Source organism: Mycolicibacterium sp. lyk4-40-TYG-92 (genome assembly GCF_030209435.1).
In the GTDB taxonomy this organism is placed as follows: domain Bacteria; phylum Actinomycetota; class Actinomycetes; order Mycobacteriales; family Mycobacteriaceae; genus Mycobacterium.
Window position 1 is genome coordinate 1 of record NZ_JARVRX010000026.1, and the last position, 16,656, is coordinate 16,656.

At 68.2% G+C, this 16,656-nt stretch carries 16 protein-coding genes; 4 read left to right on the forward strand and 12 right to left on the reverse strand.

Annotation, left to right across the window (positions count from 1 at the left end; translation table 11 throughout):
* Positions 1 to 166: 166 nt before the first annotated feature.
* Genes smc through QRN63_RS27535 form a run of 3 tightly spaced genes read right to left on the reverse strand, consistent with a single transcriptional unit; the run spans position 167 to position 4,485 of the window.
* On the reverse strand, positions 167 to 3,754 hold the full coding sequence (gene smc / locus QRN63_RS27525) for a chromosome segregation protein SMC (protein ID WP_285034146.1): 3,588 nt from the start codon (positions 3,752 to 3,754) through the stop codon (positions 167 to 169).
* A gap of 51 nt (positions 3,755 to 3,805) precedes the next feature.
* Positions 3,806 to 4,084, reverse strand: a complete 279-nt coding sequence (locus QRN63_RS27530; protein WP_267316918.1) for an acylphosphatase — start codon at positions 4,082 to 4,084, stop codon at positions 3,806 to 3,808.
* Positions 4,081 to 4,485, reverse strand: coding sequence for an OsmC family protein (locus QRN63_RS27535; protein ID WP_285034147.1), 405 nt, complete (start codon positions 4,483 to 4,485; stop codon positions 4,081 to 4,083). Before QRN63_RS27535 ends, QRN63_RS27530 begins: the two co-directional genes overlap by 4 nt.
* A gap of 100 nt (positions 4,486 to 4,585) precedes the next feature.
* On the opposite strand from QRN63_RS27535, the gene QRN63_RS27540 reads away from it, so the two are divergent.
* From QRN63_RS27540 to QRN63_RS27555, 4 genes are all read left to right on the forward strand, one after another.
* Complete coding sequence (locus QRN63_RS27540; protein ID WP_267316916.1) at positions 4,586 to 5,287, forward strand: flagellar basal body-associated FliL family protein; 702 nt, start codon at positions 4,586 to 4,588, stop codon at positions 5,285 to 5,287.
* 81 nt (positions 5,288 to 5,368) lie between these two features.
* Positions 5,369 to 6,007: an Rv0361 family membrane protein gene (locus QRN63_RS27545; RefSeq protein ID WP_285034149.1), complete on the forward strand. Its 639-nt coding sequence runs from the start codon at positions 5,369 to 5,371 to the stop codon at positions 6,005 to 6,007.
* A gap of 88 nt (positions 6,008 to 6,095) precedes the next feature.
* Positions 6,096 to 6,788, forward strand: a complete 693-nt coding sequence (locus QRN63_RS27550) for an Rv0361 family membrane protein (protein WP_285034151.1) — start codon at positions 6,096 to 6,098, stop codon at positions 6,786 to 6,788.
* Positions 6,789 to 6,883: 95 nt separating this feature from the next.
* Positions 6,884 to 7,648: an Rv0361 family membrane protein gene (locus tag QRN63_RS27555; RefSeq protein WP_285034153.1), complete on the forward strand. Its 765-nt coding sequence runs from the start codon at positions 6,884 to 6,886 to the stop codon at positions 7,646 to 7,648.
* Positions 7,649 to 7,657: 9 nt separating this feature from the next.
* Here the strand turns inward: QRN63_RS27555 and mutM are convergent, their stop codons facing one another.
* The 9 genes from mutM to QRN63_RS27600 form a co-directional block, all read right to left on the reverse strand.
* The gene (mutM, locus tag QRN63_RS27560; RefSeq protein WP_285034154.1) at positions 7,658 to 8,518 is read right to left on the reverse strand and encodes a bifunctional DNA-formamidopyrimidine glycosylase/DNA-(apurinic or apyrimidinic site) lyase; all 861 of its coding nucleotides are present in this window, start codon (positions 8,516 to 8,518) and stop codon (positions 7,658 to 7,660) included.
* Complete coding sequence (rnc, locus tag QRN63_RS27565) at positions 8,511 to 9,242, reverse strand: ribonuclease III (protein WP_267316912.1); 732 nt, start codon at positions 9,240 to 9,242, stop codon at positions 8,511 to 8,513. The genes mutM and rnc overlap by 8 nt, the downstream gene beginning before the upstream one ends.
* A complete protein-coding gene (locus tag QRN63_RS27570; protein ID WP_267316911.1) occupies positions 9,239 to 9,811 on the reverse strand; it encodes a YceD family protein in 573 nt (190 codons plus the stop codon). The genes rnc and QRN63_RS27570 overlap by 4 nt, the downstream gene beginning before the upstream one ends.
* Positions 9,812 to 9,867: 56 nt before the next feature.
* Positions 9,868 to 10,605 (reverse strand): cell division protein SepIVA, encoded by a 738-nt coding sequence (gene sepIVA, locus QRN63_RS27575; RefSeq protein WP_020103794.1) that lies wholly within the window; start codon positions 10,603 to 10,605, stop codon positions 9,868 to 9,870.
* Between the two features lie 87 nt (positions 10,606 to 10,692).
* On the reverse strand, positions 10,693 to 11,169 hold the full coding sequence (gene coaD / locus QRN63_RS27580) for a pantetheine-phosphate adenylyltransferase (RefSeq protein WP_212811913.1): 477 nt from the start codon (positions 11,167 to 11,169) through the stop codon (positions 10,693 to 10,695).
* Between the two features lie 43 nt (positions 11,170 to 11,212).
* Positions 11,213 to 11,782 (reverse strand): 16S rRNA (guanine(966)-N(2))-methyltransferase RsmD, encoded by a 570-nt coding sequence (gene rsmD, locus QRN63_RS27585; protein WP_285034172.1) that lies wholly within the window; start codon positions 11,780 to 11,782, stop codon positions 11,213 to 11,215.
* The gene (locus QRN63_RS27590) at positions 11,779 to 15,162 is read right to left on the reverse strand and encodes a pyruvate carboxylase (RefSeq protein ID WP_285034158.1); all 3,384 of its coding nucleotides are present in this window, start codon (positions 15,160 to 15,162) and stop codon (positions 11,779 to 11,781) included. Before QRN63_RS27590 ends, rsmD begins: the two co-directional genes overlap by 4 nt.
* 34 nt (positions 15,163 to 15,196) lie before the next feature.
* Complete coding sequence (locus QRN63_RS27595; protein ID WP_285034160.1) at positions 15,197 to 15,805, reverse strand: vitamin K epoxide reductase family protein; 609 nt, start codon at positions 15,803 to 15,805, stop codon at positions 15,197 to 15,199.
* Positions 15,802 to 16,635: a DsbA family protein gene (locus tag QRN63_RS27600; protein ID WP_285034162.1), complete on the reverse strand. Its 834-nt coding sequence runs from the start codon at positions 16,633 to 16,635 to the stop codon at positions 15,802 to 15,804. Before QRN63_RS27600 ends, QRN63_RS27595 begins: the two co-directional genes overlap by 4 nt.
* Between the last annotated feature and the right edge of the window lie 21 nt (positions 16,636 to 16,656).

A 16,656-nucleotide genomic window follows, 5' to 3' on the forward strand; every position in this document is an offset into this window, starting at 1 on the left:
CAACTGTCACCGATGTCCTGATGCAGAACTGTCACCGAAGTCCTGATACATCACAGTCCCGCCGGCCCCGATACCAGAATGTTCGAACACGTGTTCGATTATGCCAGCAGGGTCCGACATGCGCCACAAAAAAGCCGGCGAGAATGCCGCCGACAACCACCCCCGCCTAGGACTGGCTGGAAACCAACTCCTGGCCACGCATGCGCTGTGAGATGACCTGCGTGATGCCGTCGCCCTGCATGGTGACGCCGTAGAGCGCGTCCGCGACCTCCATGGTCGGCTTCTGGTGCGTGATGACGATCAGCTGCGACTTTTCGCGCAGCTGCTCGAACAGACTGATCAGGCGGCGCAGGTTCACGTCGTCCAACGCTGCCTCGACCTCGTCCATGACGTAGAACGGTGACGGCCGCGCCCGGAAGATCGCCACGAGCATCGCCACCGCGGTCAGTGACTTCTCACCGCCGGACAGCAGCGACAACCGCTTGACCTTCTTGCCCGGCGGTCGGGCCTCGACCTCGATGCCGGTCGTCAGCATGTCGCCGGGGTTGGTCAGCAGCAGGCGACCCTCACCGCCGGGGAACAGCGTTTGGAACACCTGACTGAACTCGGCCTCCACGTCGGCGTAAGCCTCGGTGAAAACCCGCAGGATGCGCTCGTCGACATCGGCGATGACGTCCATCAGGTCCTTGCGCGCGCCCTTGACGTCCTCCAGTTGAGTGGACAGGAAGTTGTAGCGCTCCTCGAGCGCGGCGAACTCCTCCAGCGCCAAGGGGTTCACGCGGCCGAGCTCGGCCAGTTCCTTCTCTGCCTTCTTCGCGCGGCGTTCCTGCGTGGGCCGATCGAACACCATCGGTGTGGGTGCGCTGACCTGCTCGCCGCGCTCCTTGGCCTGCTCGTACTCGGCCATCTCGAGTTCGGTCGGCGGCAGCGGCACGTCCGGTCCGTATTCGGCGATCAGGTCGGCGACCGCCATACCGAACTGCTCGAGCGCCTGCTGTTCGAGCTGCTCGATACGAAGGGCCGCTTGGGCTTTCGCGACCTCGTCGCGGTGCAACGCCTCGGTCAACGCAGCGGCGCGGGCACTGAGTTCGGACACTTCTGCCCGGACCCGCGTCAATCCCTCAGAGCGCTGCGCCCGCTCGGTGGCCAGCGCGTCGCGCTTGCGTGCCGCGAGAGCCACTGTGGCAGCGAGCTTTTCGGCCACCAGCCGGCCGGAGTCGGCGACGGCGGCTGCGACCTTCGCCGCGTTCTCCCGGGCTTCCCGGGCACGGGCCGCCCGAACCCGGGCCTCACGCTCGGCGGCAGCAGCCCGGCGCAGCGAATCTGCCCGTCCCCGAACGGCATTCGCCCGCTCTTCAGCGGTGCGCACCGCCAGCCGGGCTTCGACCTCGACCGCGCGCGCCTCTTCGGCGGCTGCCGTCGTCTCGGACCGGTCGACGAACTCGACGTCGAACATCGGCTCCTGCTGCGCGTTGTGGAAGCGGTCTTCCAGCTCGGCGAGCTCTGCCAGCGAGCGGCTGCGGCCGGCCTCCAGCTCGTCGCGTTGGGCCAGCAGCTGCTGCCATTCAGCGTCGGCGGTCCTGGCATCGTGGCCGAGCCGGCCCAACTGCTCGTAGATCGACGAAATGGCGGCATCGGATTCGTGCAACGCGGCCAACGCGTGTTCGACGGCGTCCCGCCGAGCCGTCTGCTCGGCGAGTGCACCAGAGAGGGCAGCGCCGAATTCACTGGTCTGACGTTCGGCATCGAGCAGCGCCGCGCGGGCCTTTTCGATCTCGGAGGTGATCTCCAAGGCGCTCGGCTTGCGATCCGAACCGCCGCTGATCCAGCCGGGGCCGACCAGATCGCCGTCGGAGGTCACTGCGCGCAGATCCGGTTGAGCGGCAACCAGATCCAGTGCGCCGGACAAATCGCTGACCACCGCGACACGGGCCAGCATGGCCGTCATCGCACCGTTCAGGCGGGCCGGCACCTCGACCAGATCCAGCGCCCACTGCGCGCCGGGCGGCAATTCTCTACGCGGAGCAGCGGTTTCGCCGGGCCAATCGCCCAGCACGATGGCCGCGCGCCCACCATCACCCTTCTTGAGCGCGTCCACCGCGGCCCGTGCCGCTTCCAAGCTCTCAGCTGCCAGTGCATCGGCGGCAGCGCCCAGCACCGTCGCGATGGCTGTCTCGAACCCGGACTGCACCCGCAGCAGTTCCGCAACAGAGCCGAAAAGCCCTGCGCCATCATGGTTTTTCTGCAGCCACCCCGGCCCGTCGCTGATGTCGAGGCGCACCGACAACGCGTCGATGCGAGCCCGCAGCGAGGCCACCTGCCGCTCAGCAGCGCGCTCGGCGGCCTGCAGTTCCTCGACACGTTCGTCGGCCTGCCGCATCGCCGCCATGGTGCGGTCATGATGTTCGTCGAGGCCGAATTCGCCTGCGTCGAGCTCGTCGACCTTGCCCTGCACCGTCTCGAACTCGGCCCATGCCTGCTGCCGGCGGGCTGCCGCCTCCTCGATGCTGCCGCTCAGCCGGACCGTGCGCTCGTCGATCGATTCGATCCGCGTCCGCATGGTGTCGACCTGTCCGGACAACCGTGCAAGACCTTCGCGCCGGTCCGCCTCGGCGCGGGCTGCAGCCATCTGCGCACGTTCGGCGTCGGCCGCGGCACGTTCGCATTCGGCCAGCGCGCCACGGGCGGCCTCCAGCCGGGTCCGGGATTCGGCGAGTTCGGCGAGTAGCTGTTCCTCGTGCTCGGCGACGGCGTCGGCTTCGGCGTCCAGCGCGTCCGGGTCCGGCCCGGTCGACACCTCCGGATCGGAGTCCAGCAGGTTCGTCCGTTCGGTGGCGATGCGCACGGTGGCGCTGACCCGCTCGGCGAGCGCCGACAGCCGGAACCAGGTCTGTTGCGCTGCTTCGGCCCGGCCGGACAGGCCCGATACCGCCGCTTCGTGTCCGGCCAGTTCGGCCGATGCGGCTTCGAGGCGCTCGGCCACCTCGCCGTGCTCGCGCCGCAGCGCGGTCTCGGTCTGGTTGGTGTCGTCGAATTCGGCCTGCCGGGTCACCAGGTCGTCGGCGGCCAGGCGCAGCCGGGCGTCCCGGAGGTCGGCCTGGATGGTCTGTGCGCGGCGCGCCATCTCGGCCTGCCGGCCCAGGGGTTTGAGCTGACGGCGCAGTTCGGTGGTCAGGTCGGTCAGACGCGCCAGGTTGGCCTGCATGGCGTCGAGCTTGCGGACCGCCTTCTCCTTGCGCCGACGGTGCTTGAGCACGCCGGCGGCCTCCTCGATGAAGGCGCGACGGTCCTCAGGGCGCGATTCGAGGATTTCCGAGAGCTTGCCCTGGCCGACGATGACGTGCATCTCGCGGCCGATACCCGAGTCGGACAGCAGTTCCTGCACGTCCATCAGTCGGCAACTGCTGCCGTTGATCTCGTACTCACTGGCACCGTCGCGGAAAACCCGTCGGGTGATCGACACCTCGGAGTATTCGATCGGCAGGGCGTTGTCGGAGTTGTCGATGGTGAGCGTCACCTCGGCGCGACCCAACGGCGCGCGCGACGACGTGCCGGCAAAGATGACGTCTTCCATCTTGCCGCCGCGCAGGGTCTTGGCGCCCTGCTCGCCCATCACCCAGGTCAGAGCGTCGACGACGTTCGATTTGCCCGAACCGTTCGGCCCCACAACGCACGTGATGCCGGGTTCGAAGCGAAGAGTCGTCGGCGACGCGAAGGACTTGAAGCCCTTCAGCGTCAGACTCTTCAGATGCATGGGGTGAAACCCTACCGTCGCGCCGGTTAAATGCCGGGGACCCCTGGGCTACTAACGCTCAGAAAAACCGTCGATCGGGTCGCCCGCAGCGGCCCAGTCGTCGACGACGGTCGTCACCGTGCCCGGCGTGGTGCCACTGCGCAGGAGTGCCAGCAGCCGCTCGCAATCGGCCCGCGAACCCTGCGCGACGACGTGAACCCGGCCGTCCGGCTTGTTGCTGGCGTAGCCGGTCAGGCCCAACTCCAGTGCCCTGGCCCGAGTCCACCACCGGAACCCCACGCCCTGCACCTGGCCGTGCACCCAGGCCGACAGCCGGACTGCCTCGGTCACTCGGCGAACCCGAAGGTGACCTCGGTTCCCGCCTTCAAAGTGCGGCCCACCGTGCAGACCTTGTCGATGGTGCGCTCGACGACGATCTTGAGCCGCTTGATCTCGTCCTCGGAAAGGCTCGAGAGGTCCAACTCCATGGACTCCTGCAGCAGCGGGTAGACCTCGTTCTCGCGGTCCGGCGGCCCCGACACCCGGATGGTGGCCTGGTAGTCGTCGCCGAGTCGGCTGCGCAGCGGCGCATCGCTACTCATGCCGCTGCAGGCCGCCAGTGCGATCTTGAGTAATTCCCCCGGGGTGAAGACGCCCTCGACGTCTTCGGACCCGACGAGGACCTCGGCCCCTCGCGAGCTGTGCCCGGTGTAGCGGCGCACCCCGGTCCGTTCGACCCACAGTTCCGTCATTGCACATTTGTACCGCGCCGACGCTCAATGTCCGGCGGGAACCCTGCTGGGCCCCAGGTAAAGTCAGGGTTCACGCAACACTCTCGGGGGGAGAGTTCACATGACGTACCCGCCGCAAGGTCCGTATCCAGGCCCGTCCGGGTACCCACAGCAGGGTTCGTACGGCGCCGGCCAACCGGTTGCTCCGGGCTACCCCGCCTACGGCCCGCCTGGATACGGCCCGATGCCCGGTCAGCCGCCGATGCCCTATGGCTATCCCGGTGCCACACCGCCGACCTCCGGCGGTCCGGGCAAATGGCTTCTCATCGCCGGCGCCGTCGTGCTGGTACTGATCCTCGGTGGCGTTGGCATCTACGCGCTGACGGGTTCCTCCGACGACGACACGTCGACCTCCGCGAGCAGCCAGTCCAATGGCAAGCGCAAGGGTTCGGCGGGCAGCACCGGCCCGACCGACGAGGCCACAGCGCCGGGGTCGTCGGGTGGTGGCGGTTCCGACGAGGATGAGATTCGCCAGTTCCTGGCCACGTTCGGTGGCGGCGACATGGCTTCGATCTCCTGTGCCAACGACCGCAAGTTCTTCGGCCAGGCGGGCGGCGGCGCGTTCAGCAGTATGCCGATACCGAAGGTCGCAGGTGACGCGGACAGCATGCAGGTCCTCGACATCACCGTCACGGGCGACCGCGCCACGGTCAAACCCCCGGGGTCGTCGCAGGTTGCGTTCTGGCTGCGTAAAGAAGGCGGCGAGTGGAAGTTCTGCTCCACCGACAATCCCATCTTCAAGAATCTGCCCGGGACCCGCTGAGCGGACGCCACGGCTTGCCGGCGCCCGGTGCGCGGCGCCGGTTTCGACATCACGCGCCATTTCACAAGGAGTGACCAGACAATGACGTATCCCCCGCTCGGGCCGCAGCCAGGCGGACAGCCGTGGCAGCAGCCGCAGCAGCCGGCACCCGGGTACCCGCCGGCCGGCTACCCGCCGCCCGGTTACGGGCAGGCGCCGGGTTACGGGCATGCGCCCGGTTACGGACAGCCACCGGGCTATCCGATGGGACCCGGTTATCCCGGCGCACCCACCCCGAACAACAACAAGAAGCTGCTGATCGGCGGGCTGGCCCTGCTCGCGGTGATCGGCATCGTGATCGGCGTGGTGGTGTGGACTTCGGGCTCCGGGGGTGGGCTCGGCGCACTGGGTGGCAACTCCGACGAGGACCAGATTCGCAGTCTGATGAGCGATCCGACGTCGTTGAAGGACCACCGTTGCGACGCCGACAACAAGTTCTTCAGCAAGTTCCCCGGCCTCGCCGACGGTAAGAAGGCGCCGGTCGGACCCAAGGTGAAGGTCACAGTCAACAGTGTCGACGTGACGGGCGAGCGTGCCACCGTGAACGTCACCACGCATGCGGAGAGCGGGCGTGAGGCAACCACCACCATCTACTTCCGCAAGGAAGGCGGTGAGTGGAAGTACTGCCTCACCGACTCCCCGGAGATGAAGAAACTGCAGCAGCTGCCCGGGATGAAGTAACGCCCGAGGCTGACCGGCGTTTCCGGTGGTAGACGGCCCACCGGTGTTAACTTGGACGGCAAGCACAGTTCACAGGGAGCGACCAGACATGACCTATCCCCCGCTCGGGCCGCAGCCAGGCGGTCAGCCGTGGCAGCAGCCGCAGCAGCCGGCACCCGGGTTCCCGCCGAGCGGCTACGGCCAACCGGGATACGGCCAGTCCCCGCCCGCCTATGGGCAACCCGCATACGGTCAGCCGGCGTACGGGCAACCGGCATATGGCCAGCCCGGTTATGGACAGCCGCCGGGTTACCCGGCGGGCCCGGGTTTCCCCGGCGCGCCGCAACCCAAATCGAACGGCCCGAAGTGGGCGCTGATCGGTGGGCTGGCGGCCATCATCGTCGTCGGCATCGTGCTTGCCGTGGTCCTGGTGTCGAATTCCGGCGGCGGGCTCAGCGCGCTGGGCGGCAACTCCGACGAGGATCAGATTCGGAGCCTCATGAGCTCGGGGCCGTCGTCGATCAAGGAACGCGCGTGCGAGAACGACCAGAAGTTCTTCAGCAAGTTCCCCGGCATCGCCGACAGCACGGGCACCAATCCGACCGGAGCCAAGGGCAAAGCGACTGTCGACAGCGTCAACGTGACCGGGGACACCGCCACCGCAGAAGTCACCGCGACGTCGGGCACCGGCCTGGAGCGTTCCGGCACGCTGTACTTCCGCAAAGAAAGCGGCGAGTGGAAGATCTGCTTCACCGACTCACCGCAGCTGAAGCAGCTGCAGAACCTGCCCGGCATGAAGTGATCGACCTGTGACTTGCCCGGCGGCGGTTGGCATTTCGGGTAGTGGCGCTGGTGTTACGTTGGACACCGAGCACATTTCACAGGGAGCGCGCAGACATGACCTATCCCCCGTCCGGCTCTGATCCGGGCGCCCAGCCCTGGCAGCCGCCACAGCAGCCGACCGAGGGATACGGCCAGCCTGCGTACGGTCCACCGGCCTATGGACAGCCGGCCTACGGTCCGCCCGCGTACGGGCAGCCGGCCTACGGTCCGCCCGGCTACAGCCAGCCCGGCTACAGCCAGCCCGGTTACGGGTATCCGGGCTACGGACCGCCGCCCGGATACCCGATGGGGCCGGGGTTCCCAGGTCAGCCGGGGTTCCCCCCGCCTCCGCCGCCCAACAACACCCGCAAGTGGGCGCTCATCGGTGCGGGGATATTCGCCGTTGTCCTCGTGATCGGCGTCGTCTTCGCCATGGTGATGTCACGCTCCGACTCCGGCTCGGACACGGCGTCCGGCGGTGGCGAGGTGACGACCGGCGGGGCGTCGTCGGACCAGGAGAAGATCCGCGACCTGATGACGTCCCAGATCGACACCTTCGACGATTTCAAGGCGCACTCCTGCGCGAACGACGTGAAGCTCTACGACAAGGTGCCGTCGATCGCGGGCAAGTTCGGCAAGGGCGGCAGCGCCGGCGATGCCGGCCCCGGTTCGACGAAACGCGCCGAGATCACCGACATCACCGTCAACGGAGATCGGGCGACGGTGAACGTCAGCTCGTCCACTGGGGTGACGAACGTTCCGCTACGCAAAGAAGGCGGCGAGTGGAAGTTCTGCATGACCGATTCGCCGAAGTTCAAGGGCATTCCCGGGCTGAAGTAGCCCGGGCCGTCAGATCGGGCGCGGAATGCGTGGCCGCGGTTGGCATTTCGGGCAGTAGTACGACGAGCGGTTCATGAACTTCTCCCGCCGGATCGCCGTGCCACAGCGGCGGCACGGCTCCCCTTCCTGGCCGTAGGCGTCCAGCGACCGGTCGAAGTAGCCGGACTCGCCGTTGACGTTGACATACAGCGAGTCGAATGACGTACCGCATTGTGCCAGAGCCGAATTCATCACATCTGCGGCGTGGCCGAGAAGCTCCCCGAGCCGCCGGCGGGCTAATGCCGAGGCCGGGCGGAACCCGTTGACCTGCGCCCGCCACAGTGATTCGTCGGCGTAGATGTTGCCGACACCGGACACCACGGTTTGATCCAGCAGCTGGCGCTTGATCTCGGAGTCCTTGCGCCGCAGGACGTTCACGACAACGTCCGGATCGAAAGCGGGATCCAGCGGGTCGCGGGCGATGTGTGCCACCGGCACGGGCACGATGCTGCCGTCGACCTCGACCAGATCGCAGACCTGCCAGCCACCGAAAGTCCGTTGGTCGACGAAGCTCAGCTCAGTGCCGTCGTCGAGTACTGCCGCGATGCGCAGGTGGGACGGCCGGGCCGGCGGCCCGATCAGCATCTGCCCGCTCATGCCCAGGTGCACCACCAGCGCCTCGTCGCCGTCGAGGGTCAGCCACAGGTACTTTCCGCGGCGTCCCGTCCCGGTGATGCGGCGTCCCGCCAGCCGGCCGGCCAGATCCGCGGGACCGTTGTCATGCCGCCGCACAGCGCGCAGATGCAGGACCCGTACCGTGGTGAAACTCTTTGCCACGACATGTGATTCGAGGCCGCGCCGGACGACCTCGACCTCGGGAAGCTCAGGCATTGCTGACGGCGTCGGCGTCAGGGTCGACTTCGGGGCTGGCCTCCAGCGCCTGGTACGCCGCCGCGGCGGCGTGCTGTTCGGCTTCCTTCTTGGTGCGCCCGGTGCCTTCGCCGTAGTCGATGCCGCCCACCACCGCGCGTGCGGTGAACTCCTTGTCGTGCTCGGGGCCGGTGGACGTCACGACGTAGGACGGAACACCGATCCGGCGGGCCGCGGAAAGCTCCTGCAGGCTGGTTTTCCAGTCCAGGCCCGCACCGAGGCTCGCCGCGGTGTCGAGCGCGGCGCTGAACAAACGCATCACCACGGTCTGGGCCACCTCGTGGCCGTGCTCGACATACGTGGCGCCGAGCAGTGATTCGAGTCCGTCGGCCAGCAGGTTCGCCTTCTGCGCACCGCCGCTGGCCATCTCGCCGCGGCCCAGCAGCAGATAGCTGCCCAGCCCGTCTGGGGTGAGGCTGCGCGCGATCTCGGCCAGCGCCTGGGTATTGACCACCGCGGATTTGAGCTTGGCGAGCTCGCCTTCGCTGCGGTCCGGGTAGCGGCGGAAAATCTCGGCGGTGATCACCAGTCCGAGCACGGCGTCGCCCAGGAACTCCAGCCGTTCGTTGGTCGGCAGACCGCCGTTCTCGTAGGCGTAGCTGCGGTGAGTGAGGGCCACGGTCAGCAGATCGTCGGGCAACTGCACACCCAGTGCTGCCAGCAGCGGCGCACGATCTACCGTCACGAACCGCCCTCCGACGAAGGCCCGTCGGCGTCGGAGGTCTCCGGCAGCATGGCCGACAACTTCGCCCACCGCGGGTCGATCTTGTCGTGGTGATGGTCCGGTTCGGCGTCGAGCAGGCGCACCCCGCAATCCGGGCACAGTCCCGGGCAGTCCGGGGTGCAGAGCGGCGAGAACGGCAGCGACAGCCCGACCTCATCGATGATCGACTGCTTGAGATCGACGGTGTCGTTGACGACGTGGCCGACCTCGTCTTCCTCGGTGGTGGCCTCGGTCGTGCTGTCGGGATAGGCGAACAGCTCGGTGAGGTCGACGGTGACGTGCCCCGACAGTGGATTGAGGCACCGCGAGCACTCGCCGGTGGTCGGCGCCGACACCGACCCCGTCACCAGCACACCCTCGGACACCGACTGCAGCTGCAGGTCGAGTTCGATCGGCGCGCCGGGCGCGATCGCCATCAGATCCAGGCCGATCCGCTCGGGACTGGGCACGGTTTCGACGTGCGTGATCATCGACCCGGGCCGACGGCCCAATCGCGCAATGTCAATGGTCAGCGGACTCGGGCCAGGCATTGCTCAATCCTACGACGGCGCCGATCGCCGACCGGACGCCATTCCCGCTAAGCGATTCAGCGCTGGGCGTAGTCGTGGGTGCCGGCGGCAGTCCGCAACTGGTGCCGGCCCCGGCTGACCGAGCGCAGAGTGCCCTGCAGGTGCTCCTCGAACTCGGCGAGCTTGGTGTCGACGTAGATGTCGCATTCGCCCCGCAGGCGGTCGGCTTCGGCGTGCGCGGAATCGATCATCCGGGTCGCCTCGGCGTGGGCGGTCTGAACCACCTCGGTCTCCGACACCAGGCGCTGCTGCTCCTTGATGCCTTCCTGCACGGCCTTCTCGTAGGACAGATTGCCACTCTCCAGCAGGCGGTCGACCTCGGCCTTGGCCCGGTTGGTGCTGGCCTCGTACTCCCGCTTGGCGGTGCTGGCGATCCGGTTTGCCTCTTCGCGGGCCTCGACGACCATGCGCTCGCTGTGCGCACGCGCCTCGGAGACCATCCGGTCGGCCTGCGCCTTGGCGTCGGCCAGCAGTCGGTCCGCCTCGGCACGGGCGTGGTTGACCAGCGAATCCGCCTCGGCCGTGGCCGACGACACCATGGAGTCGGCGTGCTGCTTGGCCTCGCGCAGCATCCCGTCGCGGGCGTCCAGCACGTCCTGGGCGTCATCCAGCTCGCCCGGGATCGCGTCCTTGATGTCGTCGAGAAGTTCCAGAACATCGCCCCGCGGCACCATGCAGCCCGCGGTCATCGGCACGCCACGTGCCTCTTCCACGATCGCGCCGAGCTCGTCCAGCGCCTCAAATACTCGGTACACGGCAACATCCTCCAGGCGTAGTTGGTTGTTACCAGTGTGCCTGTTGTTACTCGTGTGACTACGCTTTGCGGGCCGGTGTGTCGCGACCTATCCGGCCAGCTTGGCCTGCAGCCGCTTGTTCACCACCGCCGGCAGCAGGTCGGTGACATCGCCGCCGAGGGCCGCCACCTCCTTCGCCAACGACGACGACACGAACGAGAACTGCGGCTTCGTCGCGACGAAGAAGGTGTCGACGCCGGCGACGTGCCGGTTCATCTGTGCCATCTGCAGCTCGTATTCGAAGTCGGTGCCGGTGCGCAGGCCTTTGACGATGGCTGTCAGCCCGCGAGCCCGCGCGAAGTCGACGACCAGCCCCGAGCCGGCCTCGGCCCGCAGGTTCGGCAGGTGCGACGTCGCCTCGGTGATCATCGCGATGCGCTCCTCCGCGGTGAACATGCCCTTCTTGTTGGGGTTCACCAGCACCGCCACCACGACCTCGTCGAACTGGGCCGCCGCCCGTTCGAAGACGTCGAGATGACCGAGGGTTATCGGATCGAAGGAACCCGGGCAGACCGCACCACTCATAGCCAAAGACGGTACAAGGCCTGCCCGAATCAAGCCCGACTGGTCAGCTCGACCGACCGGGCGTCCACTCCGCCATTTCCAGCCGGGTGTCGCCGTACCGCCGCTCGCGCAGCACGGTCCAGCCGTCCGGCCAGACAAGTGCCGGGCCGGAAGCCGGGCGCTCGATCACCGCGACGGCCCCCTCGGCCAGCCAACCGCCCGAAACGAGCTGCCCGACAACGGCTTCCACGTCAGCGGCCGGCACGTCATAGGGCGGGTCAGCGAACACCAGATTCACCGGCCGCGGCGCCGTCGTCGCCGCAACGCCGGCTGCCGTGCCGCAGCGCACCACGGCGCCGTCGACCCCGAGCTCGGCGATGTTCCGCGAGATCACGGCCGCGGCGCGCCGGTCGGCCTCCACGAACAGGGCCGACGCCGCGCCGCGCGACAGTGCCTCCAACCCGAGTGCCCCCGACCCGGCGTACAGGTCGAGGACCCGGGCCCCGTCGAAGTCCACCCGCGCCGCCAGCACGTTGAACAGCGACTCCCGGACCCGATCCGTCGTCGGCCGAGTCCCTTTGGCGGGCACCGAGATCCGGCGGCCGCCGTGACGGCCGCCGATGATCCGGGTCAGCTGATCACCACGAGCAGATCGCCACCCTCCACGCCCGCGGTGGGTGTGACGGCGATCCGCGCGACGGTGCCGGCCTTGGGTGCGGTGATGGCCGCCTCCATCTTCATGGCCTCGATCGTGGCGATGGTCTGGCCCGCGTCGACCTTGTCACCGGCCGCGACGCCGACCGTGACCACGCCCGCGAACGGGGCGGCGACATGGTCGGGGTTGGTCCGATCGGCCTTCTCGGCGGCCGGCACGTCCGCGGCGATGGCGCGGTCACGCACCAGCACCGGCCGCAGCTGCCCGTTGATCAGGCACAGCACGGTACGCATGCCGCGCTCGTCGGGCTCGGACACCGCTTCCAGACCGATGAGCAGCTCGACACCCTTCTCCAGCTGCACGCGGTGCTCTTCGCCGCGGCGCAGGCCGTAGAAGAACTGGTTGGCACTGAGCCGCGACGTGTCGCCGTACTCCTCGCGGTGGGCCAGGAACTCCTTGGTCGGGCCGGGGAACAGTAGCCGGTTCAGGGCACCCTGGCGCACGGGTCCGGGAGTGGCCAGCTGGGCCTCGTCCTCCGCGGTCAGCTGCTGCTCGGGCCGGGCCGGGCCGCGGCCCTCCAAGGCCTTGCTGCGCAACGGCTCCGGCCAACCGCCGGGCGGGTCACCCAGCTCGCCGCGCAGGAATCCGATGACGCTGTCCGGGATGTCGTAGCGCGCCGGTTCGGCCGCGAAATCGTCGGCGGTGACGTGGGCACCGACCAGCGACAGGGCCAGATCACCGACCACCTTGCTCGACGGCGTCACCTTCACCAGCCGGCCGAGGATGCGGTCGGCACCGGCGTAGGCGTCCTCGATCTCCTCGAACCGGTCCCCCAGGCCCAGCGCGATCGCCTGCTGGCGCAGGTTGCTCAGCTGGCCACCCGGGATTTCGTGGGTGTAGACGCGGCCCGTCGGCGCCGGCAGGCCCGACTCGAACGGCGCGTACACCCGGCGCAGCGCCTCCCAGTACGGCTCCAGGTCGCAGACGGCCTCCAGCGACAGCCCGGTGTCGTACTGCGTGTGCGCGGCCGCCGCGACGATGGACGACAGCGCGGGCTGGCTGGTGGTGCCGGCCAGCGGCGCCGAGGCACCATCGACGGCGTCGGCGCCGGCCTGCCAGGCGGCCATGTACGTCGCCAGCTGTCCGCCCGGGGTGTCGTGGGTGTGCACGTGCACCGGCAGATCGAAGCGGGACTTCAACGCCGACACCAGTTTTGCCGCGGCCGGCGGCCGCAGCAGGCCGGCCATGTCCTTGATGGCCAGCACGTGCGCACCGGCGTCGACGATCTCGTCGGCAAGCTTGAGCCAGTAGTCCAGCGTGTAGATCTTCTCACCGGGATTCATCAGGTCGCCGGTGTAGGACATCGCGACTTCGGCCACCGCGGAACCGGTTTCGCGCACCGCCTCGATGGCGGGGCGCATGGACGACACGTTGTTGAGCGCGTCGAAGATCCGGAAGATATCGATACCGGTCGCAGTGGCCTCTTCGACGAACGCAGACGTCACCAGTTCCGGATACGGCGTGTACCCGACGGTGTTGCGGCCGCGCAGCAGCATCTGCAGACAGATGTTGGGCAGCGCCTCACGCAGTGCGGCCAGGCGCTCCCACGGATCTTCCTTCAAGAAGCGAAGGCCCACATCGTAAGTGGCGCCACCCCAGCACTCGACCGACAGCAACTGCGGCGTCGACCGGGCGATGTACGGGGCGATCTCCAGCAGACCGGTGGACCGCACGCGGGTGGCCAGCAGCGACTGGTGGGCGTCGCGGAACGTGGTGTCGGTGACGCCGACGGCCGGGGTGTCACGCAGCCAGCGCGCGAAGCCTTCCGGCCCCAGTTCGTCGAGCCGCTGCTTCGACCCGGCGGGCGGGACCGACTTCAGATCGACGGCGGGCAGCTTGTCGCGCGGGTACACGGCTGCCGGGCGCGGTCCGTGCGGCTGGTTGACGGTCACGTCGGCCAGGTAGTTGAGGATCTTGGTACCGCGGTCGGCGCTGCTGCGCGCCGTCAACAGCTGCGGCCGCTCGTCGATGAACGACGTCGTCACCTTTCCGGCGACGAAGTCGGGATCATCGAGCACTGCCTGCAGGAACGGGATGTTGGTCGACACGCCGCGGATGCGGAACTCGGCCAGGGCACGTCTCGCGCGCGCCACCGCCGTCGTCAAATCCCTTCCGCGGCAGGTCAATTTGACCAGCATGGAGTCGAAGTGAGCCGACACCTCGGCGCCGAGGTTGGTACCGCCGTCGAGCCGGATGCCGGCGCCGCCCGGGGTGCGGTACGCGGTGATGCGGCCGGTGTCGGGGCGGAAGCCGTTGGCCGGGTCCTCGGTGGTGATGCGGCACTGCAGCGCGGCGCCGCGGGCCTGCATGGTCTCCTGGCTCAGGCCCAGCTCCTCGAGCGACGAGCCGGAGGCGATACACAACTGCGACGCCACGAGGTCGACGGCGGTGATCTCCTCGGTGACGGTGTGCTCGACCTGGATGCGCGGGTTCATCTCGATGAACACGTGCCGGCCGCGCTCGTCGACGAGGAATTCGACGGTGCCCGCGCACGTGTAGCCGATCTGCCGGGCGAAGGCCACGGCGTCGGCGCACATGCGCGTCCGCAGTTCGGGGTCCAGGTTCGGCGCGGGCGCCAGCTCGATGACCTTCTGGTGCCGGCGCTGGACACTGCAGTCGCGCTCGAACAGGTGCATGACGTTGCCGTGGGTGTCGGCGAGGATCTGCACCTCGATGTGCCGCGGGTTGACGACGGCCTGCTCCAGGAACACCGTCGGGTCGCCGAAAGCCGAGTCGGCTTCGCGGGACGCGGCTTCGATGGCCTCGCGCAGGTCGGCCGGGTCGGCCACGCGGCGCATACCGCGGCCGCCACCACCGGCGACGGCCTTGACGAACAACGGGAACTGCATCTGCTCGGCGGCCGCGAGGAGATCGTCGACCGACGACGACGGCTCCGACGAGGCCAGCACCGGAAGCCCGGCGGCGCGGGCCGACTCGATGGCGCGCGCCTTATTGCCGGTGAGTTCGAGGATGTCGGAGCTGGGTCCGACGAATGTGATGCCCGCGGCGGCGCAGGCGGCCGCCAGTTCGGGGTTCTCCGACAGGAAGCCATACCCCGGGTAGATCGCGTCGGCGCCGCACGCCAATGCGGTGGCGACGATGTCGTCGACGTTCAGGTACGCACGTACCGGATGGCCCTTCTCACCGATCTGGTACGACTCGTCAGCCTTGAGCCGATGCAGCGAGTTGCGATCCTCGAACGGGTACACCGCGACGGTGGCGATACCCAGTTCGTTGGCTGCGCGAAAGGCCCGGATCGCGATCTCGCCACGATTGGCCACCAGGAGTTTGGAAATCACCCAGTGACCCTAGCGGTTACGGCGGGGTGGCGCGCTAGATCAGGGTGGACCAATAACTCCAGAATCGATCAAGGATCAGCAATGCGATCGCGGTGATCCACACGGCGTACAGCGGCCACCGCCACTGGTACAGGGCGTCCACCACTTTGTTGGCTCCGGCCAAGGGCCGCAACGCAATTGACGTGACCACGATCAGCAGCGCCGTGGTGACGACCCAGACCACCATGCAGTACGGGCACAGGGCACCGATCTCGTACAGGCTCTCGTAGATCAGCCAGTGCACGAACACCACGCCCAGGAGCGTGCCACCGGCCAGGCCCGCCCAGTACCACCGCGGCAGCCGTACTCCCGCCACCGCCAGCACACCCGTCACGGTCACCACGCTGAAGGCCGCGATGCCGATGAGCGGGTTCGGGAACCCGAACAGCGATGCCTGTTTGGTCAGCATCACCGACCCGCAGGACAGCACGGGGTTGATGCTGCAGGACGGGACGTACGACGGGTTCTGCAGCTGCCGGACCTTCTCGACGGTCAGCACGAACGCGGCGACCTCGCCGATGATGCCGGCGAGCAGAATCCAGACGGCGGCGGGGCGGCTGACTGCCACCCCCACCTGACGTTCGGGGGTGTCGACGTCGGTCACGGGTGCGGCGCCGGAGCAGGCTGCGGTGCCGGGGCACCCGGAGCCGACGCGGCGGGGGCCGCCGACGCCGCGGACAGGTTGGGCAGATCGGGCGCGATGGCCTTGATCTTCTCGATCAGGCTGGCCGGGTCGCCGTTCGGGACCAGGCTGGTCTCGGTGCCGTTGATCTTGATGGTCGGGGTGCCCTGGATCTGCGCGTTACGGGCCATGTTGTTGACCATCTCGGTGTAGACGCCGTTCTCGACGCACTTGCTGAGCGGGTCGTTCGGGCCGACGGCGACACCGGACTGGCGCGCGTACTCCAGCAGCTTGGCGTTGTCGGGGAAGGACGCCGCGGTTTCCTCGGGCTGGTTCTTGTACAGCGCTTCATGGAAGCGCCGGAACGCGGTCTTGTCCTCGTCGGCGACGCAGTAGGCGATGGCGCCGGCGCGGGTCGAGTACGACTTCGGGTCGCCGCGACCGATGATCGAGACGATGTTGTAGTCGACGGCGATGTCACCGTTGTCGATCAGCTTGGCGATGGTCGGGCCGTACGTCTTCTCGAAGACGCCGCAGACCGGGCAGAGGAAGTCCTCGTAGATCGTCAGGGTGACCTTCGGGTCCTTGGTACCGGGATTGGTGACGACGTTGGGCGCCGCGATCTGGACCGCCTGCACCTTGTGCGGATCGGCCTTGGGCTTGCCGTTCATCACGATGTACGCCACCAGCACCACCGCGAAGATGATGACAAGCGCGGTCAGCCCGCCCTTGACCACCAGGTCGCGCTTGCGGTCCGCGGCCTTCAGGTCGTAGCTGGCGTTCTTCGATGACTTCGACGATTTCGACGGCACGGCGTCAAGGGTACCGACGCC